The following is an 18,683-nucleotide window of genomic DNA, read 5'->3' on the forward strand; positions in this document are numbered from 1 at the left end:
CGCCAAGGCCGAGGGTTTTTCCCGCTTTCTCCCGATGTCATAACAAAGTCATACTGCCGCGGTTCAATGTAATCGATTACATGAACACCGCACGATGAGCATCCAAGCCGTTGCAGCCAAAGCCGGGGTCTCGGTGGCCACCGTCTCGCGCGCCTTCAACTTTCCGGACAAGGTGACGCCCGCCACGCGCGAGCTGGTGGAACGCGTGGCACGCGAGCTCAACTACGTGCCCAACGCCAGCGCGCGCACCCTGCGCACCCAGCGCAGCCGCGTGCTCGGCGTGGTGCTTCCCACCCTGCTGAACCCCACGTTCGCCGAATGCCTGCAGGGCATCGCCCGCGCGGCCATCGCCGGGGGCTACGCGATCATCCCGATCACCACCGGCTACCGGATCGACGAAGAAGAGCGCGCGGTGCACCTGCTGCTGGCCGGCAACGTCGATGGCCTGATCCTCGTGGTCTCGAACCCCTCGACCTCCGCCGCCCTGCCCCGCCTGCAGGCGGCCGGCGTGCCCTACGTGCTGGCCTATAACCGCCATCCCGCGCACCCCTGCGTGTCGGTCGACAGCGAAGGCGCGGTGGCCGACGCGGTGGCGCGGCTCGTGCTGCTGGGCCACCGCCGCATCGCGATGGTCAGCGGCACGCTTGCGGCCTCCGACCGCGCGCAGCAGCGCTATCGCGGCTACCGCAGGGGCATGGCCGAGGCCGGCCTGCCGGCGCCCGCGCTCATCGAGGTGCCCTTCGTCGAAACGGCCGTCGATGCGCTCTCGAAGCAGCTGCAGGCGCGCAACCGGCCCACCGCGCTGATCTGCTCCAACGACCTGCTGGCCATCCGCAGCATCCGCGCCGCGTACCTCAGCGGCCTGTCGGTGCCCGGCGACCTCAGCGTGGTCGGCTTCGACGGCATCGCGCTCGGCGAAGACCTCACGCCCGCGCTCACCACCATCGCCCAGCCCAGCGGCGACATCGGCCGCCACAGCGTCGAATTGCTGATCCAGGCCATGGCCAGCGGCGCCGCGCTGCAGGCCGACGCGAGCCTGCTGCTTGCCCATTCATTCCGAGACGGCGAGTCGTGCGCCTCGGTGCACGAGAGCCAAAACAACAGACACGACAACAACACCGCGATTCCCTGACCCTCATAACCCCTCGTTGACTGCCTACATCCATCCAAGGAGCTTTCTCATCATGTCTCTCAGCTTTCATCGCCTGGCCCGCCTCGGGCTGATCGCCACCGCGCTCGCCGCTGGCAGCGCCATGGCCCAGACCGCCATCTGCTACAACTGCCCGACCGAATGGGCCGACTGGGGCACGCAGCTCAAGGCCATCAAGGCCAAGACCGGCATCACCGTGCCGCCCGACAACAAGAACTCGGGCCAGTCGCTCGCGCAGTTGTCGGCCGAGAAGGCCAGCCCCGTGGCCGACGTCACCTACCTCGGCGTGACCTTCGCGGTGCAGGCCGCCAAGGACGGCCTGGTCGAGCCCTACAAGCCCGCCGCCTGGAAAGACATTCCCGACGGCATGAAGGACCCGGCCGGCAACTGGTTCACCATCCACTCGGGCACGCTGGGCTTCATGGTCAACGTCGACGCGCTCAAGGGCAAGCCGGTGCCGAAGTCGTGGGCCGACCTGCTCAAGCCCGAATACAAGGGCCTGATCGGCTACCTCGACCCGGCCTCGGCCTTCGTCGGCTACGTGGGCGCGGTCGCGGTGAACGAGGCGCGCGGCGGCACGCTCGACAACTTCAAGCCGGCCATCGACTACTTCAAGGCGCTGCAGAAGAACGAGCCCATCGTGCCGAAGCAGACGTCGTACGCGCGCGTGCTGTCGGGCGAGATCGCGATCCTGCTCGACTACGACTTCAACGCCTACCGCGCCAAGTACAAGGACAAGGCCAACGTCGCCTTCGTGATCCCGAGCKAGGGCACTCTCGCCGTGCCCTACGTGATGAGCCTGGTCGCCAAGGCCCCGCACGCGGCCGACGCGAAGAAGGTGCTCGACTTCACCCTGTCCGACGAAGGCCAGGCGATCTGGGCCAAGGCCTACCTGCGTCCGGTACGCGCCAACGCCATGCCCAAGGACATCGAAGCGCAGTTCCTGCCAGCCAGCGAATACGCCCGCGCCAAGAGCGTGGACTACGGCCGCATGGCCGMCGCTCAGAAGGCCTTCTCCGACGAGTACCTGAAGGAAGTCCGCTGAGCGGACCCCGCGCGCGATGACGCAAGCCACATCCTCCAAGACCGCCAGTGCCTGGAACCCGCGCTGGCGCCTGCTGGCCTGCGTCGCGCCCGCGGCCGCCTTCTTCGCGGCCTTCTGGCTGCTGCCGGTGGTGCGCCTGCTTACGCTGCCCGCCGGCAAGGGCTGGGCCACCTACTTCGCGGTGCTGACCGACGCGCGCTACCTCGCGAGCATGGTCAACACCGTCGTGCTCTCGGTCGCCGTGACGCTGGCCACGCTGGTGCTGGGCGCGGCCGTGGGCATCTATCTCGCGCGCCGCGCCTTCGTCGGCAAGCGCATGCTGCTGTCGCTGCTCACGCTGCCGCTGTCGTTCCCGGGCGTGATCATCGGCTTCTTCGTGATCCTGCTGGGCGGGCGGCAAGGTGTGGTCGCGGACCTGAGCGACAGCCTCTTCGGCCAACGCATCACCTTCGCCTACGGCCTGCTCGGGCTGTTCCTGGCGTACCTTTATTTCTCGCTGCCGCGCGCCATCGCCACCTACGCCGCGGCGGCCGAATCGATGAACACGCAGTTGGAGGAAGCCGCGCGTTCGCTGGGCGCCTCGCGGCTGCGCGTGGCGCGCGACGTGTGGATGCCCGAGCTGGCGCCCACCACGCTGGCCTGCGGCGCGATCCTGTTCGCCACCTCGATGGGCGCATTCGGCACCGCCTTCACGCTGGCGAGCAAGTTCGAGGTGATCCCGATCACCATCTACAACGAGTTCACCAACTACGCCAACTTCGCACTGGCCGCGTCACTGTCGATCGCGCTGGGCGTGGTGACCTGGATGGTGCTGTTCGTGGCGCGCCGCTTCGGCGCCAACCCCGTCGCACGCTGAGGCTCGCACCATGCGCAAGAACACTCAACCGAAGGCTCCGTTCCTGTTCGCGGTGACGGTGATCGTGAGCCTCTTCATGATCGCGCCCATGCTGCTGTCGGTGATGGCGGGCCTGGTCAACAACTACAGCACGGGCATCAAGAGCGGCTTCACGCTGCGCTGGCTGGCCGAGGTGTGGGAGAACTACGGCGGCACCGTGGGCTGGTCGCTCGCGCTGGCCGTGGCCTGCGTCGCCGGCACCGTGCTGCTGGGCGTGCCCTGCGCCTACGCGCTGGCGCGCAGCCGCTCGCGCGCGGCACGCGTCTTCGAGGAGTTGCTGACGCTGCCGGTCGCGGTGCCGGGGCTGGCCACGGCGCTCGCGCTGATACTCGCCTACGGCCAGCTCACCGCCTTCCGCCAGAGCTTCGCCTTCATCCTCGTGGGCCACATCGTCTTCACGCTGCCGTTCATGGTGCGTACCGTGGGCTCGGCCTTCCAGCGCGACGAGCTGCTCGCGCTCGAGGAGGCCGCGCGCTCGCTGGGCGCGAACTTCCGCCAGCGCTTCATGGGCATCCTGGTGCCCGCGGTGTTCCCGGCCATCGTGGCCGGCAGCCTGATGGTGTTCACGCTCTCGGTGGGCGAGTTCAATCTCACCTGGATGCTGCACACGCCGCTCACCCGCACGCTGCCCGTGGGCCTGGCCGACAGCTATGCCTCGATGCGCATCGAGATCGGATCGGCCTACACGCTGGTCTTCTTCGCCGTCATCCTTCCGGTGCTGTGGGGCCTGCAGTACCTTGCCAATCTCATTCAGAAGCGCCATGGAACTTGAACGAATCCCCATCGACATCGCCAACTGCGCGAAGACCTACACCGACGGCACGCGCGGCCTGCAGCCCACCAGCCTGCGCGTGGAGGCCGGCGAGGTGCTGGCGCTGCTCGGCCCCTCGGGCTGCGGCAAGACCACGCTGCTGCGGCTGATCGCCGGGCTGGAATCTCCCGACGCGGGCAGCCGCATCGTGTTCGGCGACCAGGACGTCACGCAGCGCCCGGTGGAGCAGCGCGGCGTGGGCATGGTGTTCCAGAGCTATGCGCTCTTTCCGCAGATGACCGTGGCGGCCAACATCGGCTACGGCCTGCGCATCCGGGGCGTTTCGCCCGAGGAAGAGAAGCGCAGCGTCGGCGAGTTGGTCGACCTGGTGCGGCTGGGCGGCCTTGAGAACAAGCGCCCCTCCGAACTCTCCGGCGGCCAGCGCCAGCGCGTGGCCCTGGCGCGCGCAGTGGCCGTGCGCCCGCGCGTGCTGCTGCTCGACGAGCCGCTGGCCGCGCTCGACGCCAAGCTCAAGGAATCGCTGCGCGACGAGCTGGCCGAGCTGCTGCGCCGCCTGCACATCACGGCCATCCACGTCACGCACGACCAGCAGGAGGCGCTGGCCATCGCCGACCGCCTCGCGGTGATGCGCGCGGGCCGCATCGTGCAGGTGGGCCGCGGCGAAGACCTGTATCGCGCGCCCTCGCATCCCTTCGTGGCCGAGTTCCTGGGCCGGGTCAACCGGCTGGAGCGCGGGCAGGACGCCATCGCCCAGGGCGTTGTCCGACTCGGAGGAACGACCCTGCCCTGCCCGCAGGCGTGGCGCAGCCATGAAACCCTGCTGGTGCGGCCCGAGGACATCGAGGTCGGCACACCCCAGCTGGACTGGGGCGCCGCCGTTGTCGAGCGCCGCACCTTCCTCGGCGACCGCGTTCAGCTGCACCTGCGCGCGCAGGACCAGCCCATGCTGATGGCCGACGTGGGGCGCGACAATCCCTTCGGGCCGGGCGACACGGTGGGGCTTCGCATCCAGCCCGAACGCCTGATGACGTCGCAGGAAGAAACCATCGCATGACGACGACCGAAACCGCCAACACCATCCTGGTCCAGCTCACCGACCTGCACATCCGCGAACCGGGCAGGCTGGCCTATGGCCGCATAGACACGGCGCCGTATCTGGAGCGCGCGGTGCAGTCGGTGCTGGCCCTGCGCCAGCAGCCCGACGCGGTGGTCGTCACCGGCGACCTGACCGACTTCGGCCGCGCCGCCGAGTACGAGCACCTGGCCCGCCTGCTGGCCCCGCTGACCATGCCGGTCTACCTGATGCCCGGCAACCACGACGACCGCGACCAGCTGCGCCGCAGCTTCCCCGACCATGCCTACCTGGGCACGGATGACGGCGGCTTCATCCAGTACTCGGTGCGCATCGGCGCCCTGCGGCTGCTCGCGCTCGACACCTGCGTGCCCCGCGCCAGCCACGGCTCGCTGTGCGAGAAGCGCCTGGCCTGGCTGGAGGCGCAGCTCGACGCCTGCCGCGGCGAGCCGGTCGTCATCGCCATGCACCATCCGCCCTTCGAGACGCTGATCGGCCACATGGACGAAATCGGCCTGCTGGAGGGCGCCGATGCGCTCGAAGCACTGGTCTCGCGCCATCCGAACGTCGAGCGCATCATCTGCGGCCACCTGCACCGGGCCATCGACGTGCGTTTCGGCGGCACCATCGCCTCGACCTCGCCGGCGCAGGCCCATCAGGTCTGCCTCGACCTGGCGCCCAATGCCGACTCGGCCTGGACGCTGGAGCCGCCTTCGTTCCGGGTGCATGCCTGGTCCGCGCGCGAGCGCCGGCTCGTCACCCATCTGGCTGCATCGGGCAGCTTCGAGGGGCCCTACCCGTTCCACGACAACGGAGCGCTCATCGACTAGCCCTGAGCGCTCACTTGTGGAAAATGGGGTCGAAAACGAACCATAACGAAAAGAAAGGATAGAACCCGACCTCCATGAAGCACCTCCTGAATCTGCTGGCGGCGGTGGCCCTGCTGGTCTGGGGCACGCACCTGGTCCGAACCGGTGTTCTTCGCGTGTTCGGCGCCAACCTGCGCAAGATCCTCGTACAGAGCATGCGCAACCGCTTCACGGCCGCCCTCTCGGGCATCGGCGTGACGGCACTGGTGCAGTCGAGCACCGCCACCTCGCTCATGACCTCGTCCTTCGTCGGGCAGGGGCTGGTCACATTGCCGGCGGCGCTGGCGGTGATGCGGGGCGCCGACGTGGGCACGGCGCTGATCTCGGTGCTGTTCTCGGCAGACCTTTCGTGGCTCTCGCCGATGTTCATCTTCGTGGGGGTGGTGCTCTTCATCACGCGCTCGGCCACCGTGGCGGGGCGCGTCGGCCGGGTGCTGATCGGGCTGGGCCTGATGCTGCTGGCGCTGCAGCTGGTGGTGGAAGCCACCGAGCCCCTCTTCTCCTCGCCCGCCATCCGCGCGCTGCTGGCGTCGATCAACAGCGACGTGCTGCTGGAAATCACCATCGGCTCGGTGCTGGCCATCGTGGCCTATTCAAGCCTGGCGGTGGTGCTGCTGGTGGCGGCCATGGCCAGCTCGAACGTGGTGCCGCTGGACGTGGCGCTCGGACTGGTGCTCGGCGCCAACCTCGGCAGCGGCCTGCTGGCGGTGCTGACCACGGCCAAGTCGGCGGTGGCGGTGCGGCAGGTGACCATCGGCAACCTGCTCTTCAAGGCGCTGGGCGTGGCCATCGTGGCGCCTTTCGTCGGCCTGTGGATCCGCTACGTGCAGCCCCAGCTGCCGAACCAGACGCACGGCGTGGTGCTGTTCCACCTGGCCTTCAACATCGTGATCAGCGTGGGCTTCATCGGCCTCACCCAGCTGGTCGCCAGGCTGGTGACGCACCTGCTGCCGCAACCTCAGCAGCCGGCCGGCACCATGCGGCCGCACCACCTAGACCCCTCGGCGCTGTCGACGCCCTCGCTCGCGATTTCGAACGCCGCGCGCGAGGCGCTGCACCAGGCCGACGTGGTGGAGACCATGCTGATCGGCATCCTGGACGTGATCCGACACAACGACCTGCGCCTGGCACAGGAGCTGCGCCAGCTCGACGACACGGTGGACGAGCTCTACTCGGCCATCAAGTACTACATGACGCGCATCTCGCGCGAGGCGCTGGGCGAGGAGGAAAGCCGCCGCTGGACCGACATCATCAGCTTCACGATCAACATGGAGCAGATCGGCGACATCATCGAACGGGTGATCATCGACGTCGAGGACAAGAAGATCAAACCGCAGCGCAACTTCTCCGAAGCCGGCATGGCCGAGATCGTCGAGCTGCACGGGCGGCTGGTGGCCAACCTGCGGCTGAGCATGAGCGTGTTCCTCAACGGCAACGTGCGCGACGCGCAGAAGCTGCTGGAGGAAAAGGCGCGCTTCCGCGACCTGGAACGGGCCTACGCCACCACCCACCTCGACCGGCTGTCGGACCGCACCACGCTGAGCATCGAGACCAGCTCGCTGCACATCGACCTGATCAGCGACCTGAAGCGCATCAACTCGCACATCTGCTCGATCGCGTATCCGATCCTGGAGTCGGCCGGAGCGCTGGCGCCCAGCCGGCTGAGGGAATCGCGGCTGGGGAAGATCGAGGGCTGAGCGCCCTCCTGGTTCTTACTTGGCCTGCCCGGCCGTCTTCAGCAGCGAAGCCTCGTCGCGCCCGCGCCGCGCATAGCGCTGCGCCAGCACCGCGCAGACCATCAGCTGCATCTGGTGGAACAGCATCAGCGGCAGCACGATCGCGCCCACCGCATGCGAAGCGAAGAGCACCTTCGCCATCGGGATGCCGCTGGCCAGGCTCTTCTTGGAGCCGCAGAAGACGATGGTGATCTCGTCTTCCGTGTCGAAGCCCAGCTTGCGCGCCAGCAGCGTCGTGAGGCTCAGCGCCAGGCCCAGCACCACCGCGCACACCACCAGCAGGCCGACCAGCGCGTGCGCGGGCACCTGCTTCCACAGCCCCTCGATCACTGCCGCGCTGAATGCGGTGTAGACCACCAGCAGGATCGAACCCTGGTCGACGAACTTCAGCACCGCGGCGCGGCGCTGGATCCACTTGCCGATCAGCGGACGCAGCAGGTGGCCGGCCGCGAAGGGCACCATCAGCTGCAGCAGGATGCGGCCGATGGAGTCCAGCGAGGAAGAAGCCCCATGGCCGCCGCTGGGCAGCACCACGAGGTTGACCAGCACCGGCGTGATGAACACGCCCAGCAAGGTGGAGGCCGACGCGCTGCAGATGGCAGCGGGCATGTTGCCCCTGGCCATCGCGGTGAAGGCGATGGCCGACTGCACGGTGGCCGGCAGCACGCACAGGTACAGCACGCCGGTGTAGAGCTCGGGCGTCACCAGCGGCAGCAGGATCGGCTTGAGCACCAGCCCCAGCACCGGGAACAGCACGAAAGTGCTGGCGAACACCAGCAAATGCAGCCGCCAGTGCATGAGCCCGTTGACGATCGCCTCGCGCGACAGCTTGGCCCCGTGCAGGAAGAACAGCAGGCCGATCGCCACCGTGGTCAGCCCCTCGAAGAAGTGCGCGGGGCGCCCGCTGGCCGGCAGCAGGCTGGCGAGGGTCACGACCGAGAGAAGCGCGAGGGTGAAGTTGTCGGGAAGAAAACGGGGGCGGGACATGTTGCAACTCGGGACGAACGCCACGCGCGTTGCAGGTGCGCGGGCCGACTCAGCAGGGGAATGTGTGATTTCCGCGCATGAATCTGGTCGCCACTTTGCGGAGCCCGGCGCGTGCTCCTCGCGCCTTCAGGGGGAGATTTTCGGCCAATTCCGGTATTTGCCGCCGGGGGGCCGGCAAATGACCCGCCACAGCGCCTCACCACACGTCTTCAGTGTGCCGTGGACGAACTGAACTGCGCCTGACGGTGGCGCAGGCAATATTCGATCAGGTCCTCGATCTCGGTGGCTTTGTCGAACACGGCATCGGCGCCCAGATGAGTGCACTTGCGCCGCATGTCGGGCGTCGCGTAGTTGCTCAGCACCACGATCTTCTGCGAGGGGCTGCGGTTGCGGCAGGCCTCCAGCACGCGAAAGCCGGTGCCGTCCTTCAGGAACAGGTCGACGATGGCCAGGTCCCACTGCGAGAGATTGCCCGAGAGCCAGCGCGAACCTTCGGCCTCGGTCTCCGCCTCGCCGACGGGCTCGACCCTCGCCACCTCTCGCAGGGTGCCCGCGAGGTTGCGGCGGATTGTGGGGTTGTCTTCGACGATGAAGGTGCGAACGGGGGTCATCGGATGCTGCCTCTGAACTGTGTGCCTGCGCCTTATGCCGCCTTTGGCCTTTGCGCTGTGTTTCCACAGGCTACAAATTGCGCTGGGCACAAGTCGAAGGCATGACACCCCTGCGCCGGTAGGACAAGACCGGCGCGGCCTGCCCGCTCGGAGTCAGAGCGTGAGGATCGTGCAGCCCGTGGTCTTGCGCGCTTCCAGGTCGCGGTGCGCCTGCTGCACCTCGGCCAGCGGATAGCGCTGGTCGATCGGGATCTTCACCGCGCCGCTGCGCACAACGGCGAACAGGTCGTCGGCCATCGCCTGCGTGCTTTCGCGCGTGGCCATGTGGGTGAAAAGCGTGGGCCGGGTGATGTAGAGCGAGCCCTTGGAGGCCAGCACGCCGAGGTTGACCGGCGGCACCGGGCCCGAGCCGTTGCCGAAGATGGCCAGCAGGCCGAACGGGCGCAGGCAGTCGATGGAGCCCTCGAAGGTGTCCTTGCCCACCGAGTCGTACACCACCTTCACGCCCTTGCCGCCGGTGATCTCCTTCACGCGCGCCGCGAAGTTCTCGGTGCTGTAGTTGATGGCGTGGGCCGCGCCATGCTCCAGCGCGAGCTTGCACTTGGCGTCGCTGCCGGCCGTGCCGATCAGCTGCAGGCCCAGCGCCTTGGCCCACTGGCAGGCGATGAGCCCGACGCCACCGGCCGCGGCATGGAACACGATGAAGTCGCCGGCCTGCAGGCCTTCGGCCGGCAGCGTTTTCTTCAGCAGGTACTGCGTGGTCAGGCCCTTGAGCATCATGGCCGCGCCGGTCTCGAAGGAGATGTCGTCGGGCAGCTTGCAGACGTTCTTCGCCGGCATCACGCGCAACTCGCTGTAGGCACCGGGCGGCTGGCTGGCATAGGCGGCGCGGTCGCCGGCCTTCAGGTGGGTGACGCCCTCGCCCACCGCCTCGACCACGCCCGAGGCCTCCATGCCGAGCTGCAGCGGCATCTGGAACGGGTAGAGCCCGCTGCGCTGGTAGGTGTCGATGAAGTTCAGGCCCACGGCCTTGTGGCGGATGCGAATCTCGCCCGGGCCGGGCTCGCCGACTTCCACCTCGACGATCTTGAGTTCTTCGGGACCGCCATTGCGGTCGATACGGACGGCTTTGCTCTTCATCGTTGCGGTCTCCACGCTCTGGAAAGGAAAGAAGGGAAAAGAAAATGGGGAAGGCATCCTGCCATGTTTGAGCTTCCGGCGACGGCGCGGGGAATCATTGCCCGGTAGAGTCGGCGGCCATGCAGACACAGCCGCAGCGCCTCGCTCCCCTCACCGTCTTCCTCCTCGTCGTTCCTCCGCTGCTCTGGGCCGGCAATGCCGTGGTCGGCCGGCTGGTGCGGGAGCTGGTCTCGCCGCTCACGCTGAATTTCGTGCGCTGGGTCATCGCCTTCGTGCTGCTGCTGCCGCTGGCCGCGCAGGTGCTGCGCCGCGACAGCCCGCTGTGGGCGCACTGGAAGCGCTACGCCGTGCTCGGGCTGCTGGGCATCGGCCTGTACAACGCCTTCCAGTACCTGGCGCTGCAGACCTCCACGCCCATCAACGTGACGCTGGTCGGCTCGAGCCTGCCGCTGTGGATGCTGGCGGTGGGCGCCCTCTTCTTTCGCGCGCGCGTCAGCGGCCGCGAGATCGGCGGCGCGCTGCTGTCGATGGCGGGCGTGCTGCTGGTGCTCAGCCGCGGCGAATGGCGGCAGCTGCTCGGGCTGCGGCTGGTGCCGGGCGATCTCTACATGATTTTGGGCACCATCGCCTGGGCCTTCTACAGCTGGCTGCTGGCGCGCACGCACGAGCCCACCGCCGTGCGCAAGGACTGGGCCTCGTTCCTGATGGCGCAGCTGGTGTTCGGCCTCGCGTGGTCGGGGGCGCTGGCCGCCGGCGAATGGACACTGACGCCCGCGCACATCGAGCTCGGCTGGCCGCTGATCGCTGCGATGCTGTTCATCGGCATCGGCCCGGCCGTGGTGGCGTACCGCTGCTGGGGCACCGGCGTGCAGCGCGCGGGGCCGCAGGCGGCGAGCATCTTCATGAACCTCACGCCGCTGTTCGCGGCGGTGCTGTCGGCGGCCTTCCTGCGGGAGCCGCCGCACTGGTATCACGGCGCGGCGTTCCTGCTGATCGTGGGCGGGATCGTGGTGGCGTCGCGACGCTGACAACAGCCTTCAGGCGAAGAGCCGCGCCAGTTCGGGCCGCTCGCGCATCCAGCGCGGCGCCTCGGCCTTGTCCACCACGCGCCAGGCATAGCCCGGGCGGTCGTAGAGGTCGCGCCCCGAAGCCAGCAGCGCGGGGATGTCGATGGCATCGAGAAAGGCCTGCGAGTTGTATTCCTGGTGCGCGAAGCCCCGGATCTTGGCGCGCACCGCGTCCTCGCTCATCGCAAGGTACGAGAAGTGCCAGCCGGCATCCGCCAGGATCAGCCCCGGCTGCGCGCCGCTGCGCACGCGCATGCGCAGCTGGTCGGGCGTGAGCCTGTCGAGCGTTGCTCGAGTGGCCGCAACCGTCCACACCGAAGACGCCTCGGGCCCCTCGACGTTGCGGTAGTTGGCGTAGAAGTAATAGAAGGCCAGGCACAGGCCGAACACCTCGTGCCGCCGCTCGTCGCGCATCGCGCGGACGATCTCGGCGCGCGGAATCTCGTCGGCGTCCGAGATCATCACCAGGTCGTGCGGCGCTGCATCGTGCAGCCCGCGCATGACCTGGTTGCGCTGGAACTTCTCGCGTATCCAGAAGCCGGACTTCGGCGTATCGAAATGCCAGTCGCCCACCACCGCCGCAGCATCGGCCGCCTCGTCGACCACCGGCATGTCGTGCACCGCAACGTAGCGGATGCGCGGCAGGAAGGCCGCGATGCGCGGGTCGGCGGGGTCGAAGCGCAGCGCCTTCGGTTCGCCGCTGAAGGTGCGGTCGGCCTCGACGATGACGAAGCAATCGACCAAATCCGACAGCTCGTGCAGCCGCGCCGCGAGGATGTCGGCCTCGCCGTTGTAGGTGATGCAGTCGTAGACCTTGCGCGTGGGCATCGCCGCCGTCTTCGCCTCGGGCTCCGGCGCGAACTCGATGCGGTAGCCGTTGCGCTCGAACATCTGCAGGATGTCGCGCTCGCCATACCAGCCGTCGAGCTGAGACAGCGGAATCAGCGAACGCAGCGTGAGCGGCGACAGGCTTGCAAGCTGCCGCACTTTTGCGTGATGCCCGAAGAGCAGCATCGCGTTGTAGCCATGGTGCAGCTGCGGCCCCGCGTGCTCGATGGCGAAGCCGCGCGCCAGCTCCAGCGGCGCGAAGCGCATGCCCACGGCTTCGAGCGCGGGGCGCAGCACGCCGCTGAGCTGCACGTCCTCCAGCAGCGCGTTGTGGTCCCAGTGCATCCTGAGCGGCTCGCCGCCGACCGCATCGGGCGGCGGAATCTCCACGCGGATGTGCGGATGGTCGACCAGCGCGCGCATGAAGCGCCGGCTGCGCAGGCTGAAGCCACCGTTCTGTATCGGCGTGACGACGTGGCCGGGCTTGCCGAGTTCGTCGGCCCATTCGAAGCGGTTGCGCCAGTACGTGCCCTGGGACGCATCGATCTTCGCGAGATGGATGGGCGCGCCGATGTAGTCGCAGCCCAGGAACTCGTCACTCCAGTTGGCGGCGTTGACAACCCAGCCGTCGTCCTGCACGACGAGCGCGAACTCGGTCTGCACCACGCGCCAGAGCGCGAACATCATGAACCAGCTGTACTCGTGGTAGTTCAGCGGCGCGATCGGCAGATGTTCGATGCCGGGCGCAAGGTCGTCCGGCGCCTTCGGGCTGCACAGCAGCGCGCGGGCACCGGGCATCTGCGCCTGGCTGTGCCGAAGCGCCAGCGCCGCGCCGCGCGCGTCGGGCAGGCCGGTGACCGAGACCAGCGTTATTTTTTTGAATGACTCCCTGCTCACGATGCGCCTCCCGTCGCTCTCGTGAATCGCGCTCAGTAGGTGCCAGGGTAGGCGCCGCCGTCGGCCAGGATGTTCTGGCCGGTCATGTAGCCGGCCTGCATGCTGCACAGGAACGCGCAGATGGCACCGAACTCGGCGGGCGTGCCGAAGCGCTTGGCCGGGATGTTCTTCTTGCGGGCTTCCCACACGGTGTCGAAGTCCTGGCCCGACTTCTGCGCGGCGCCGGCCATGGTGCCCTTGAGGCGGTCGGTGTCGAAAGAACCCGGCAGCAGGTTGTTGATGGTCACGCCCTGCGCCGCCACCGCGGTGCGGGCCACGCCGGCCACGAAGCCGGTGAGGCCGCTGCGCGCGCCGTTCGACAGGCCCAGGATGTCGATGGGCGACTTCACCGAGCTGGAAGTGATGTTCACGATGCGGCCGTAGCCGCGCCTGGCCATGCCGTCCACCGTGGCCTTGATGAGCTCGATGGGCGTGAGCATGTTGGCGTCCACCGCCTTGATCCAGGCCTCGCGGTCCCAGTTGCGGAAGTCGCCGGGCGGCGGGCCGCCGGCATTGGTGACGACGATGTCGAAGTCATGGCCCAGCGCGAACACCGCGGCGCGGCCGGCCTCGGTGGTGATGTCGGCCGCCACTTGCTTGACGAAGGGGCCCGAAGCGCCAGCCGCCTCGGTCAGCTTCTTCGCGGCGGCTTCCAGCGCCTCGGCGCCGCGTGCCACGATCACCACGTTCACGCCCTCGCGCACCAGCGCCTCGGCGCAGCCGTAGCCCAGCCCTTTGCTCGCGCCGCACACCAGCGCGGTCTTGCCTGCAATACCCAGATCCATGTTCTTGCTCCAGTGAAAACAAAAGCGCCAGGGGCTTCAGCGCCCCTTGCGCGTGAAAACGAAAATGCCCGCAATCACGAGCACGGTACCCGCCGCGATCCACGGCGTGAACGGTTCGCCGAGTATGACCACCCCCATCAGGATGGTCGACAGCGGCCCGATCATGCCGGTCTGCGCCGCCATCGCGGGGCCGATGCGCTCGATGGCCATCATCACCATCAGCACCGGCACCGCCGTGCACAGGGTGGCATTGAGCACCGACAGCCAGACCACCTCCGGCGCCACCGCCATCGCCACGCTCATCGGCCGCGTCAGCACGAACTGCAATATGCACAGCACGCAGGCCACGGTGGTCGCCAGCCCCACAAGCCGCAGCGACCCCAGCCGCTTGACGAACTCGCCGCTGTAGACGAGATAGCCCGCGTAGCTCACCGCGCTCAGGAACACCAGGAAAGCGCCCCAGGCCGCCGCGCCGCCGCCCTTGCCGCCGCCACCGGTCCAGAGTTCGTGGCCGAACACCAGCAGCACGCCGGCATAGCTCACCACCATGCCCAGCACCTGCGGGCGCGTCGGGTGGCGCCGGTAGAGCAGCCAGCCGAAGAACAGCACCAGCGTGGGGTTGAGGTAAAGAATCAGCCGCTCGAAGCTGGCCGAGATGTAGGCCAGCCCCGCGAAGTCGAGGAAGCTCGCGAGGTAGTAGCCCGAGAAGCCCAGGCCGATCACGCCGATCCAGTCGCGCCCGGTGAGCGCCGGCTTGCCGCGCCCGGCCCACCACGCCATCAGCGCGAAGAGCGGCAGCGCGAAGAGCATGCGCAGCATGATGAGCGTGACCGCATCCACGCCGTAGCGGTACGCGAGCTTGACGATGATGGCCTTGCCGCTGAACGCGATGGCGCCCAGCGTGGCGAGGACGAGGCCGGCGGCGATGCCCTTCCTGGCGGCATCGCGAGGAGCTTGTGGAGAGATGCCTGCCGACGCGGCTGTCTTGTTCATCCCCCGATCATCGCGGCAAGCGCAAACCCCTGGCTTGCGCTCAGTACCCCGCGGCCACGCCGTCGCGGCGCGGGTCGCTGGCGGCCACGTAGCCCTCCACCGAGGGCTCGCCCGCGCGCCAGATGAACTGGCCGGCGCCGAAGTCCTGGTACGAGTCGTTGATCACTTCCAGGTGATGGCCCAGGTCGCGCAGGCCCTGCACCGTGGCCGGGTTCATCGCGGCCTCGACGTTGATCTCCAGCCCCGCGTTGAAGCGCCAACGCGGCGCGTCGCAGGCGGCCTGCGGGTTCTGCTTGTAGTCGAGCATGCGCACCAGCGTCTGCATGTGGCCCTGCGGCTGCATGTTGCCGCCCATCACGCCGAAGCTCATGACCGGCTGGCCGTCCCTGGTGAGGAAGGCCGGGATGATGGTGTGGAACGGCCGCTTGCCCGGCGCCACCACGTTCGGGCTCTCCGCCTTCAGGCTGAAACCGTGGCCGCGGTTCTGCAGGCTGATGCCGTATTCGGGCTCCACGCAGCCCGAGCCGAAGCCCATGTAGTTGCTCTGGATGAAGCTCACCATCATGCCGCTCTCGTCGGCGGCCGTGAGGTAGATGGTGCCGCCCTTCACCGGGTTGCCGGCCTTGAAGTCCTGCGCCTTCTTCACGTCGATGAGGCGCGCGCGCGAGGCGAGGTAGGCGTCGTCGAGCATCTGCTCGGTCGTCACCTCCATGGTCTTTCGCTCCGACACGTAGCGGTACACGTCGGCGAAGGCCAGCTTCATGGCCTCGATCTGCAGATGCTGCGACTGCACCGAGTCGACCGGCAGCGAGGCGATGTCGAACTTCTCCAGGATGCCCAGCGCGATCAGCGCCGCGATGCCCTGGCCGTTCGGCGGAATCTCGTGCAGCGTGTGGCCGCGGTAGTCGCGCGAAATCGGCTTGACCCACTCGGGCTGGTAGGCCGCGAGGTCGGCCACGGTGAGCGCACCGCCCTGCTCGACGGAGAACTTCGCCAGCGCCTCGGCGATCTCGCCGTTGTAGTAGGCCTCGCCCCTGGTGCGTGCGATGGCCTTCAGCGCGCGTGCGGCGGCCGTGAAGCGGAACATCTCGCCCACCTCCGGCGCGCGGCCCCAGGGCAGGAAGGTCTGGGCAAAGCCCGGCTGCGAACCCAGCAGCGGCGCGGCCGCGGCCCACTTGCCCTGCACCACCGGCGGCACCAGGTAGCCGCGCTCGGCGATGTCGATGGCCGGCGCCAGCAGGTCGGCGAAGGGCAGCTTGCCGAAGCGCTCGCTCATTGCGACCCAGCCGCGCACCGCGCCCGGCACCGTGACCGAGTCGATGCCGCGCATGGGCGGCGTGGCGGCATCGGCGCCGTACTTGTTCTTGAAGTACTCGGGCGTCCAGGCCTTGGGCGCCGGGCCCGAGGCGTTGAGGCCGTGCAGTTCCTTGCCGTCCCACAGGATGCAGAAGGCATCGCTGCCCAGGCCGTTGCTCACCGGCTCGACCAGGGTCATCACGGCAGCGGTGGCGATGGCCGCGTCGACCGCGTTGCCGCCCTGCTGCAGGATGCGCAACCCGGCCTGCGAGGCCAGCGGGTGCGAGGTCGAGACCACGTTGCGCGCGAAGATCGGGATGCGTGTGGAGAGGTACGGGTTGGTGTAGTCAAACTTCATGACGTGCCTTCAAAGATGACTTGAACAATCGGGAACACCGCGGAACCGGCTTCGCCGGGCCGCAGGTGTTGCCCCCGGAAGGGGGTTGGCGAAGCGAACGAAGTTCGCGCAGCCTGGGGGAGAGCCATCACTCGTTGGTGATCTTGCGGTCGATGACGATCTTTTTCCATTTGGCTGCGTCGGTGGCGACCATCTTCGCGAACTGGTCCGGCGTGCCCGGCACGGCGGGCTCGATGCCCAGGCGCGCGAGCTTTTCCTTGACCTCGGGGTCGGCCAGCGCGTCGTTGGCGGCCTTGTTGATCTTCGCGACGATGTCCGCCGGCAGGTTCTTCGGGCCGTAGAAGCCGAACCAGGTGTTCGACTCGTAGCCGGGCAGCGTGTCGGCGATGGGCGGCAGTTCGGGCGCCAGCGGGCTGCGCTTGAGCGAGGTGACGCCGAGCGCGCGCAGGCGGCCGTCGCGCACGTGCGGCATGCCGGTGGGCAGCGAGTCGAACAGCACGTCGACCTTGCCGCTGATCAGGTCGGGAATGGCCAGCGCCGTGCCCTTGTAGGGAATGTGCGTGACGAACACGCCGGCCTGCGCCTTGAAGAGCTCCGCCGTGAGCTGCACGATGGTGCCGTTGCCGCTCGATGCGTAGTTGAGCTTGCCGGGGTTCTTCTTCGCGTAGTCGATCCACTCGCGCACCGTCTTCGCGGGCGAATTGACCGGCACCAGCATGATGCTGGCGGCATCGCCAACGTGCGCGATGGGCGTGAAGTCGCGCACCGTGTCGTAGGGCAGCTTGCTGATGGCGGGGCCGATGGCGTGCGTGCTGGTGGTGGCCAGCAGGATGGTGTAGCCGTCGGGCGCGGCCTTGGCGGCCTGGTCGGAGCCGATGGCGCCGCCAGCGCCCGGTTTGTTGTCGACCACCAGCGTGGTGCCCAGCTTGTCGCCCATCTTCTGCCCCAGCGTGCGGGCGAAAAGGTCGGTGGCACCCGCCGCCGGGAACGGAACGATCAGCCGGATCGGCTTGTTCGGATAGCCCTGCGCCAGGCTGGCGGACGAGGCGGCCATGCCGAGCAGCGCGACGGCGAGCACCTGGAGGAACTGGAGGCGTTTCATGTGCGGGAAAGAATTCTGTGCCAGTGGGAACCGAGCATGCTATGCACCGCTGGCGCATCAAGCCAGATAATTCGGCTTATTCAACTATCAACGTTGCTTATGACAAGAGTCCTCGCTGAAGAAATCTCGCTGCAGCAGCTGCGGGCGCTCGCGGCGGTGGCGGAGACCGGCAGCTTCACGCTGGCGGCGGAGGCCCTGCAGCTCACCCAGCCCGCCATCAGCCATCTGATCAAGCGGCTCGAGGAAGAACTCGCGCAGCCGCTGGTGGTGCGCGGGCGCCGCATCCGCATGACCAACGCGGGCCAGATGATGGTCGACACCGCCGTGCGCGCGCTGCGGCTGATCGACGACTCGGTCGGCGCCTGCCGCTCGCAGTCGCAGCTGCGCGAGGGCCGCATCGTGCTCGCGGTGGGCCACCTGACCGCGGGCGCCCTGCTGCCGCCGCTGCTGGGCCGCTTCTCGCAGAAACACCCCACGCTCGCGGCCACGCTGCTCGACAGCACGGCCGAGCAGATGATCTCGCGCGTGCTCTCGCAGGAGGCCGACCTGGGCTTCGGCTCGGACATCGGCCAGAAGCATTCCGAACTGGCGACCGAGCCTCTCTTCACCGAGCGCATGGCGCTCTTCGTGCGCGACGACCATCCGCTGGCGCAGCATGAATCGGTCGAGGCCAGGCATCTGGAAAACCTGCCCTTCATCCACGTCAACCCCGACGCCAACGTGTGGCGCGCCGTGAGCCGCCAGCTGGCGAGCGTGGCCAACGTGTATCCGCGGGTGGTGCATCACGTCTCGATGCTGTCGACCGCCTTCGGCCTCATCCAGGCCGGCGCGGGCGTGGCGCTGGCGCCGCGCTATGTCGAAGTGCTGATGCCCGGCAACCTGCGCGCCGTGGGCGTGACGCGCCCCGTGCTGGAGTACCCGGTGGTCGCCATCCGGCTGGCCAAGCATCCGCTGAGCCCGGCCGCGATGGCCTTCCTGGCGATGGCGCGGCAGCACATGAAGCCGCCGCGCGCGCAGAAGCCCTGAAAAAGAAACGGCGCC

The 18,683-nt window shown here is 68.2% G+C and carries 17 protein-coding genes; 9 read left to right on the forward strand and 8 right to left on the reverse strand.

Annotated elements, in window-relative coordinates; all coding sequences use genetic code 11:
• Positions 1 to 94: 94 nt before the first annotated feature.
• The 7 genes from QMO14_RS11415 to QMO14_RS11445 all read left to right on the forward strand — a co-directional run bounded on the left by QMO14_RS11415 (position 95) and on the right by QMO14_RS11445 (position 7,500).
• On the forward strand, positions 95 to 1,132 hold the full coding sequence (locus QMO14_RS11415; RefSeq protein WP_301507265.1) for a LacI family DNA-binding transcriptional regulator: 1,038 nt from the start codon (positions 95 to 97) through the stop codon (positions 1,130 to 1,132).
• Between the two features lie 52 nt (positions 1,133 to 1,184).
• The gene (locus QMO14_RS11420) at positions 1,185 to 2,195 is read left to right on the forward strand and encodes an ABC transporter substrate-binding protein (protein ID WP_301507266.1); all 1,011 of its coding nucleotides are present in this window, start codon (positions 1,185 to 1,187) and stop codon (positions 2,193 to 2,195) included.
• Between the two features lie 16 nt (positions 2,196 to 2,211).
• Positions 2,212 to 3,051 carry an iron ABC transporter permease gene (locus QMO14_RS11425; RefSeq protein ID WP_301507268.1) on the forward strand — a complete coding sequence of 280 codons (840 nt, stop codon included), beginning with the start codon at positions 2,212 to 2,214 and terminating at the stop codon, positions 3,049 to 3,051.
• 10 nt (positions 3,052 to 3,061) lie between these two features.
• The gene (locus QMO14_RS11430) at positions 3,062 to 3,862 is read left to right on the forward strand and encodes an ABC transporter permease (protein ID WP_301507270.1); all 801 of its coding nucleotides are present in this window, start codon (positions 3,062 to 3,064) and stop codon (positions 3,860 to 3,862) included.
• Positions 3,852 to 4,916, forward strand: coding sequence for an ABC transporter ATP-binding protein (locus tag QMO14_RS11435; RefSeq protein ID WP_301507272.1), 1,065 nt, complete (start codon positions 3,852 to 3,854; stop codon positions 4,914 to 4,916). Before QMO14_RS11430 ends, QMO14_RS11435 begins: the two co-directional genes overlap by 11 nt.
• The gene (locus QMO14_RS11440; RefSeq protein ID WP_301507275.1) at positions 4,913 to 5,764 is read left to right on the forward strand and encodes a phosphodiesterase; all 852 of its coding nucleotides are present in this window, start codon (positions 4,913 to 4,915) and stop codon (positions 5,762 to 5,764) included. Before QMO14_RS11435 ends, QMO14_RS11440 begins: the two co-directional genes overlap by 4 nt.
• A 74-nt stretch (positions 5,765 to 5,838) precedes the next feature.
• On the forward strand, positions 5,839 to 7,500 hold the full coding sequence (locus QMO14_RS11445) for a Na/Pi cotransporter family protein (RefSeq protein ID WP_301507277.1): 1,662 nt from the start codon (positions 5,839 to 5,841) through the stop codon (positions 7,498 to 7,500).
• 15 nt (positions 7,501 to 7,515) lie between these two features.
• Here the strand turns inward: QMO14_RS11445 and QMO14_RS11450 are convergent, their stop codons facing one another.
• The 3 genes from QMO14_RS11450 to QMO14_RS11460 form a co-directional block, all read right to left on the reverse strand.
• Entirely contained in the window at positions 7,516 to 8,526 is a 1,011-nt protein-coding gene (locus QMO14_RS11450; protein WP_301507279.1) for a bile acid:sodium symporter family protein, read from the reverse strand.
• Positions 8,527 to 8,735: 209 nt separating this feature from the next.
• Positions 8,736 to 9,137, reverse strand: coding sequence for a response regulator (locus QMO14_RS11455; protein ID WP_301507281.1), 402 nt, complete (start codon positions 9,135 to 9,137; stop codon positions 8,736 to 8,738).
• 153 nt (positions 9,138 to 9,290) lie between these two features.
• Positions 9,291 to 10,277, reverse strand: a complete 987-nt coding sequence (locus QMO14_RS11460) for a quinone oxidoreductase (protein WP_301507284.1) — start codon at positions 10,275 to 10,277, stop codon at positions 9,291 to 9,293.
• A 119-nt stretch (positions 10,278 to 10,396) separates the two neighbouring features.
• Here QMO14_RS11460 and QMO14_RS11465 point away from each other — a divergent pair, with 119 nt between their 5' ends.
• Complete coding sequence (locus tag QMO14_RS11465; RefSeq protein ID WP_301507286.1) at positions 10,397 to 11,305, forward strand: DMT family transporter; 909 nt, start codon at positions 10,397 to 10,399, stop codon at positions 11,303 to 11,305.
• A gap of 9 nt (positions 11,306 to 11,314) precedes the next feature.
• Here QMO14_RS11465 and QMO14_RS11470 read toward each other — a convergent pair whose 3' ends face one another.
• From QMO14_RS11470 to QMO14_RS11490, 5 genes are all read right to left on the reverse strand, one after another.
• A complete protein-coding gene (locus QMO14_RS11470) occupies positions 11,315 to 13,069 on the reverse strand; it encodes a DUF5672 family protein (RefSeq protein ID WP_301507288.1) in 1,755 nt (584 codons plus the stop codon).
• Between the two features lie 32 nt (positions 13,070 to 13,101).
• Complete coding sequence (locus QMO14_RS11475) at positions 13,102 to 13,893, reverse strand: SDR family oxidoreductase (protein WP_301507289.1); 792 nt, start codon at positions 13,891 to 13,893, stop codon at positions 13,102 to 13,104.
• 36 nt (positions 13,894 to 13,929) lie between these two features.
• Positions 13,930 to 14,886, reverse strand: coding sequence for a DMT family transporter (locus QMO14_RS11480; RefSeq protein ID WP_301507291.1), 957 nt, complete (start codon positions 14,884 to 14,886; stop codon positions 13,930 to 13,932).
• 40 nt (positions 14,887 to 14,926) lie between these two features.
• Complete coding sequence (locus tag QMO14_RS11485; protein ID WP_301507293.1) at positions 14,927 to 16,540, reverse strand: gamma-glutamyltransferase family protein; 1,614 nt, start codon at positions 16,538 to 16,540, stop codon at positions 14,927 to 14,929.
• Between the two features lie 127 nt (positions 16,541 to 16,667).
• Positions 16,668 to 17,642 carry a tripartite tricarboxylate transporter substrate binding protein gene (locus QMO14_RS11490; RefSeq protein ID WP_301507295.1) on the reverse strand — a complete coding sequence of 325 codons (975 nt, stop codon included), beginning with the start codon at positions 17,640 to 17,642 and terminating at the stop codon, positions 16,668 to 16,670.
• 99 nt (positions 17,643 to 17,741) lie between these two features.
• Here QMO14_RS11490 and QMO14_RS11495 point away from each other — a divergent pair, with 99 nt between their 5' ends.
• Positions 17,742 to 18,668 carry a LysR family transcriptional regulator gene (locus QMO14_RS11495; protein ID WP_301507297.1) on the forward strand — a complete coding sequence of 309 codons (927 nt, stop codon included), beginning with the start codon at positions 17,742 to 17,744 and terminating at the stop codon, positions 18,666 to 18,668.
• Positions 18,669 to 18,683 lie beyond the last annotated feature (15 nt).

It is taken from the genome of Variovorax sp. CAN15 (assembly GCF_030462475.1).
GTDB lineage: Bacteria > Pseudomonadota > Gammaproteobacteria > Burkholderiales > Burkholderiaceae_C > Variovorax.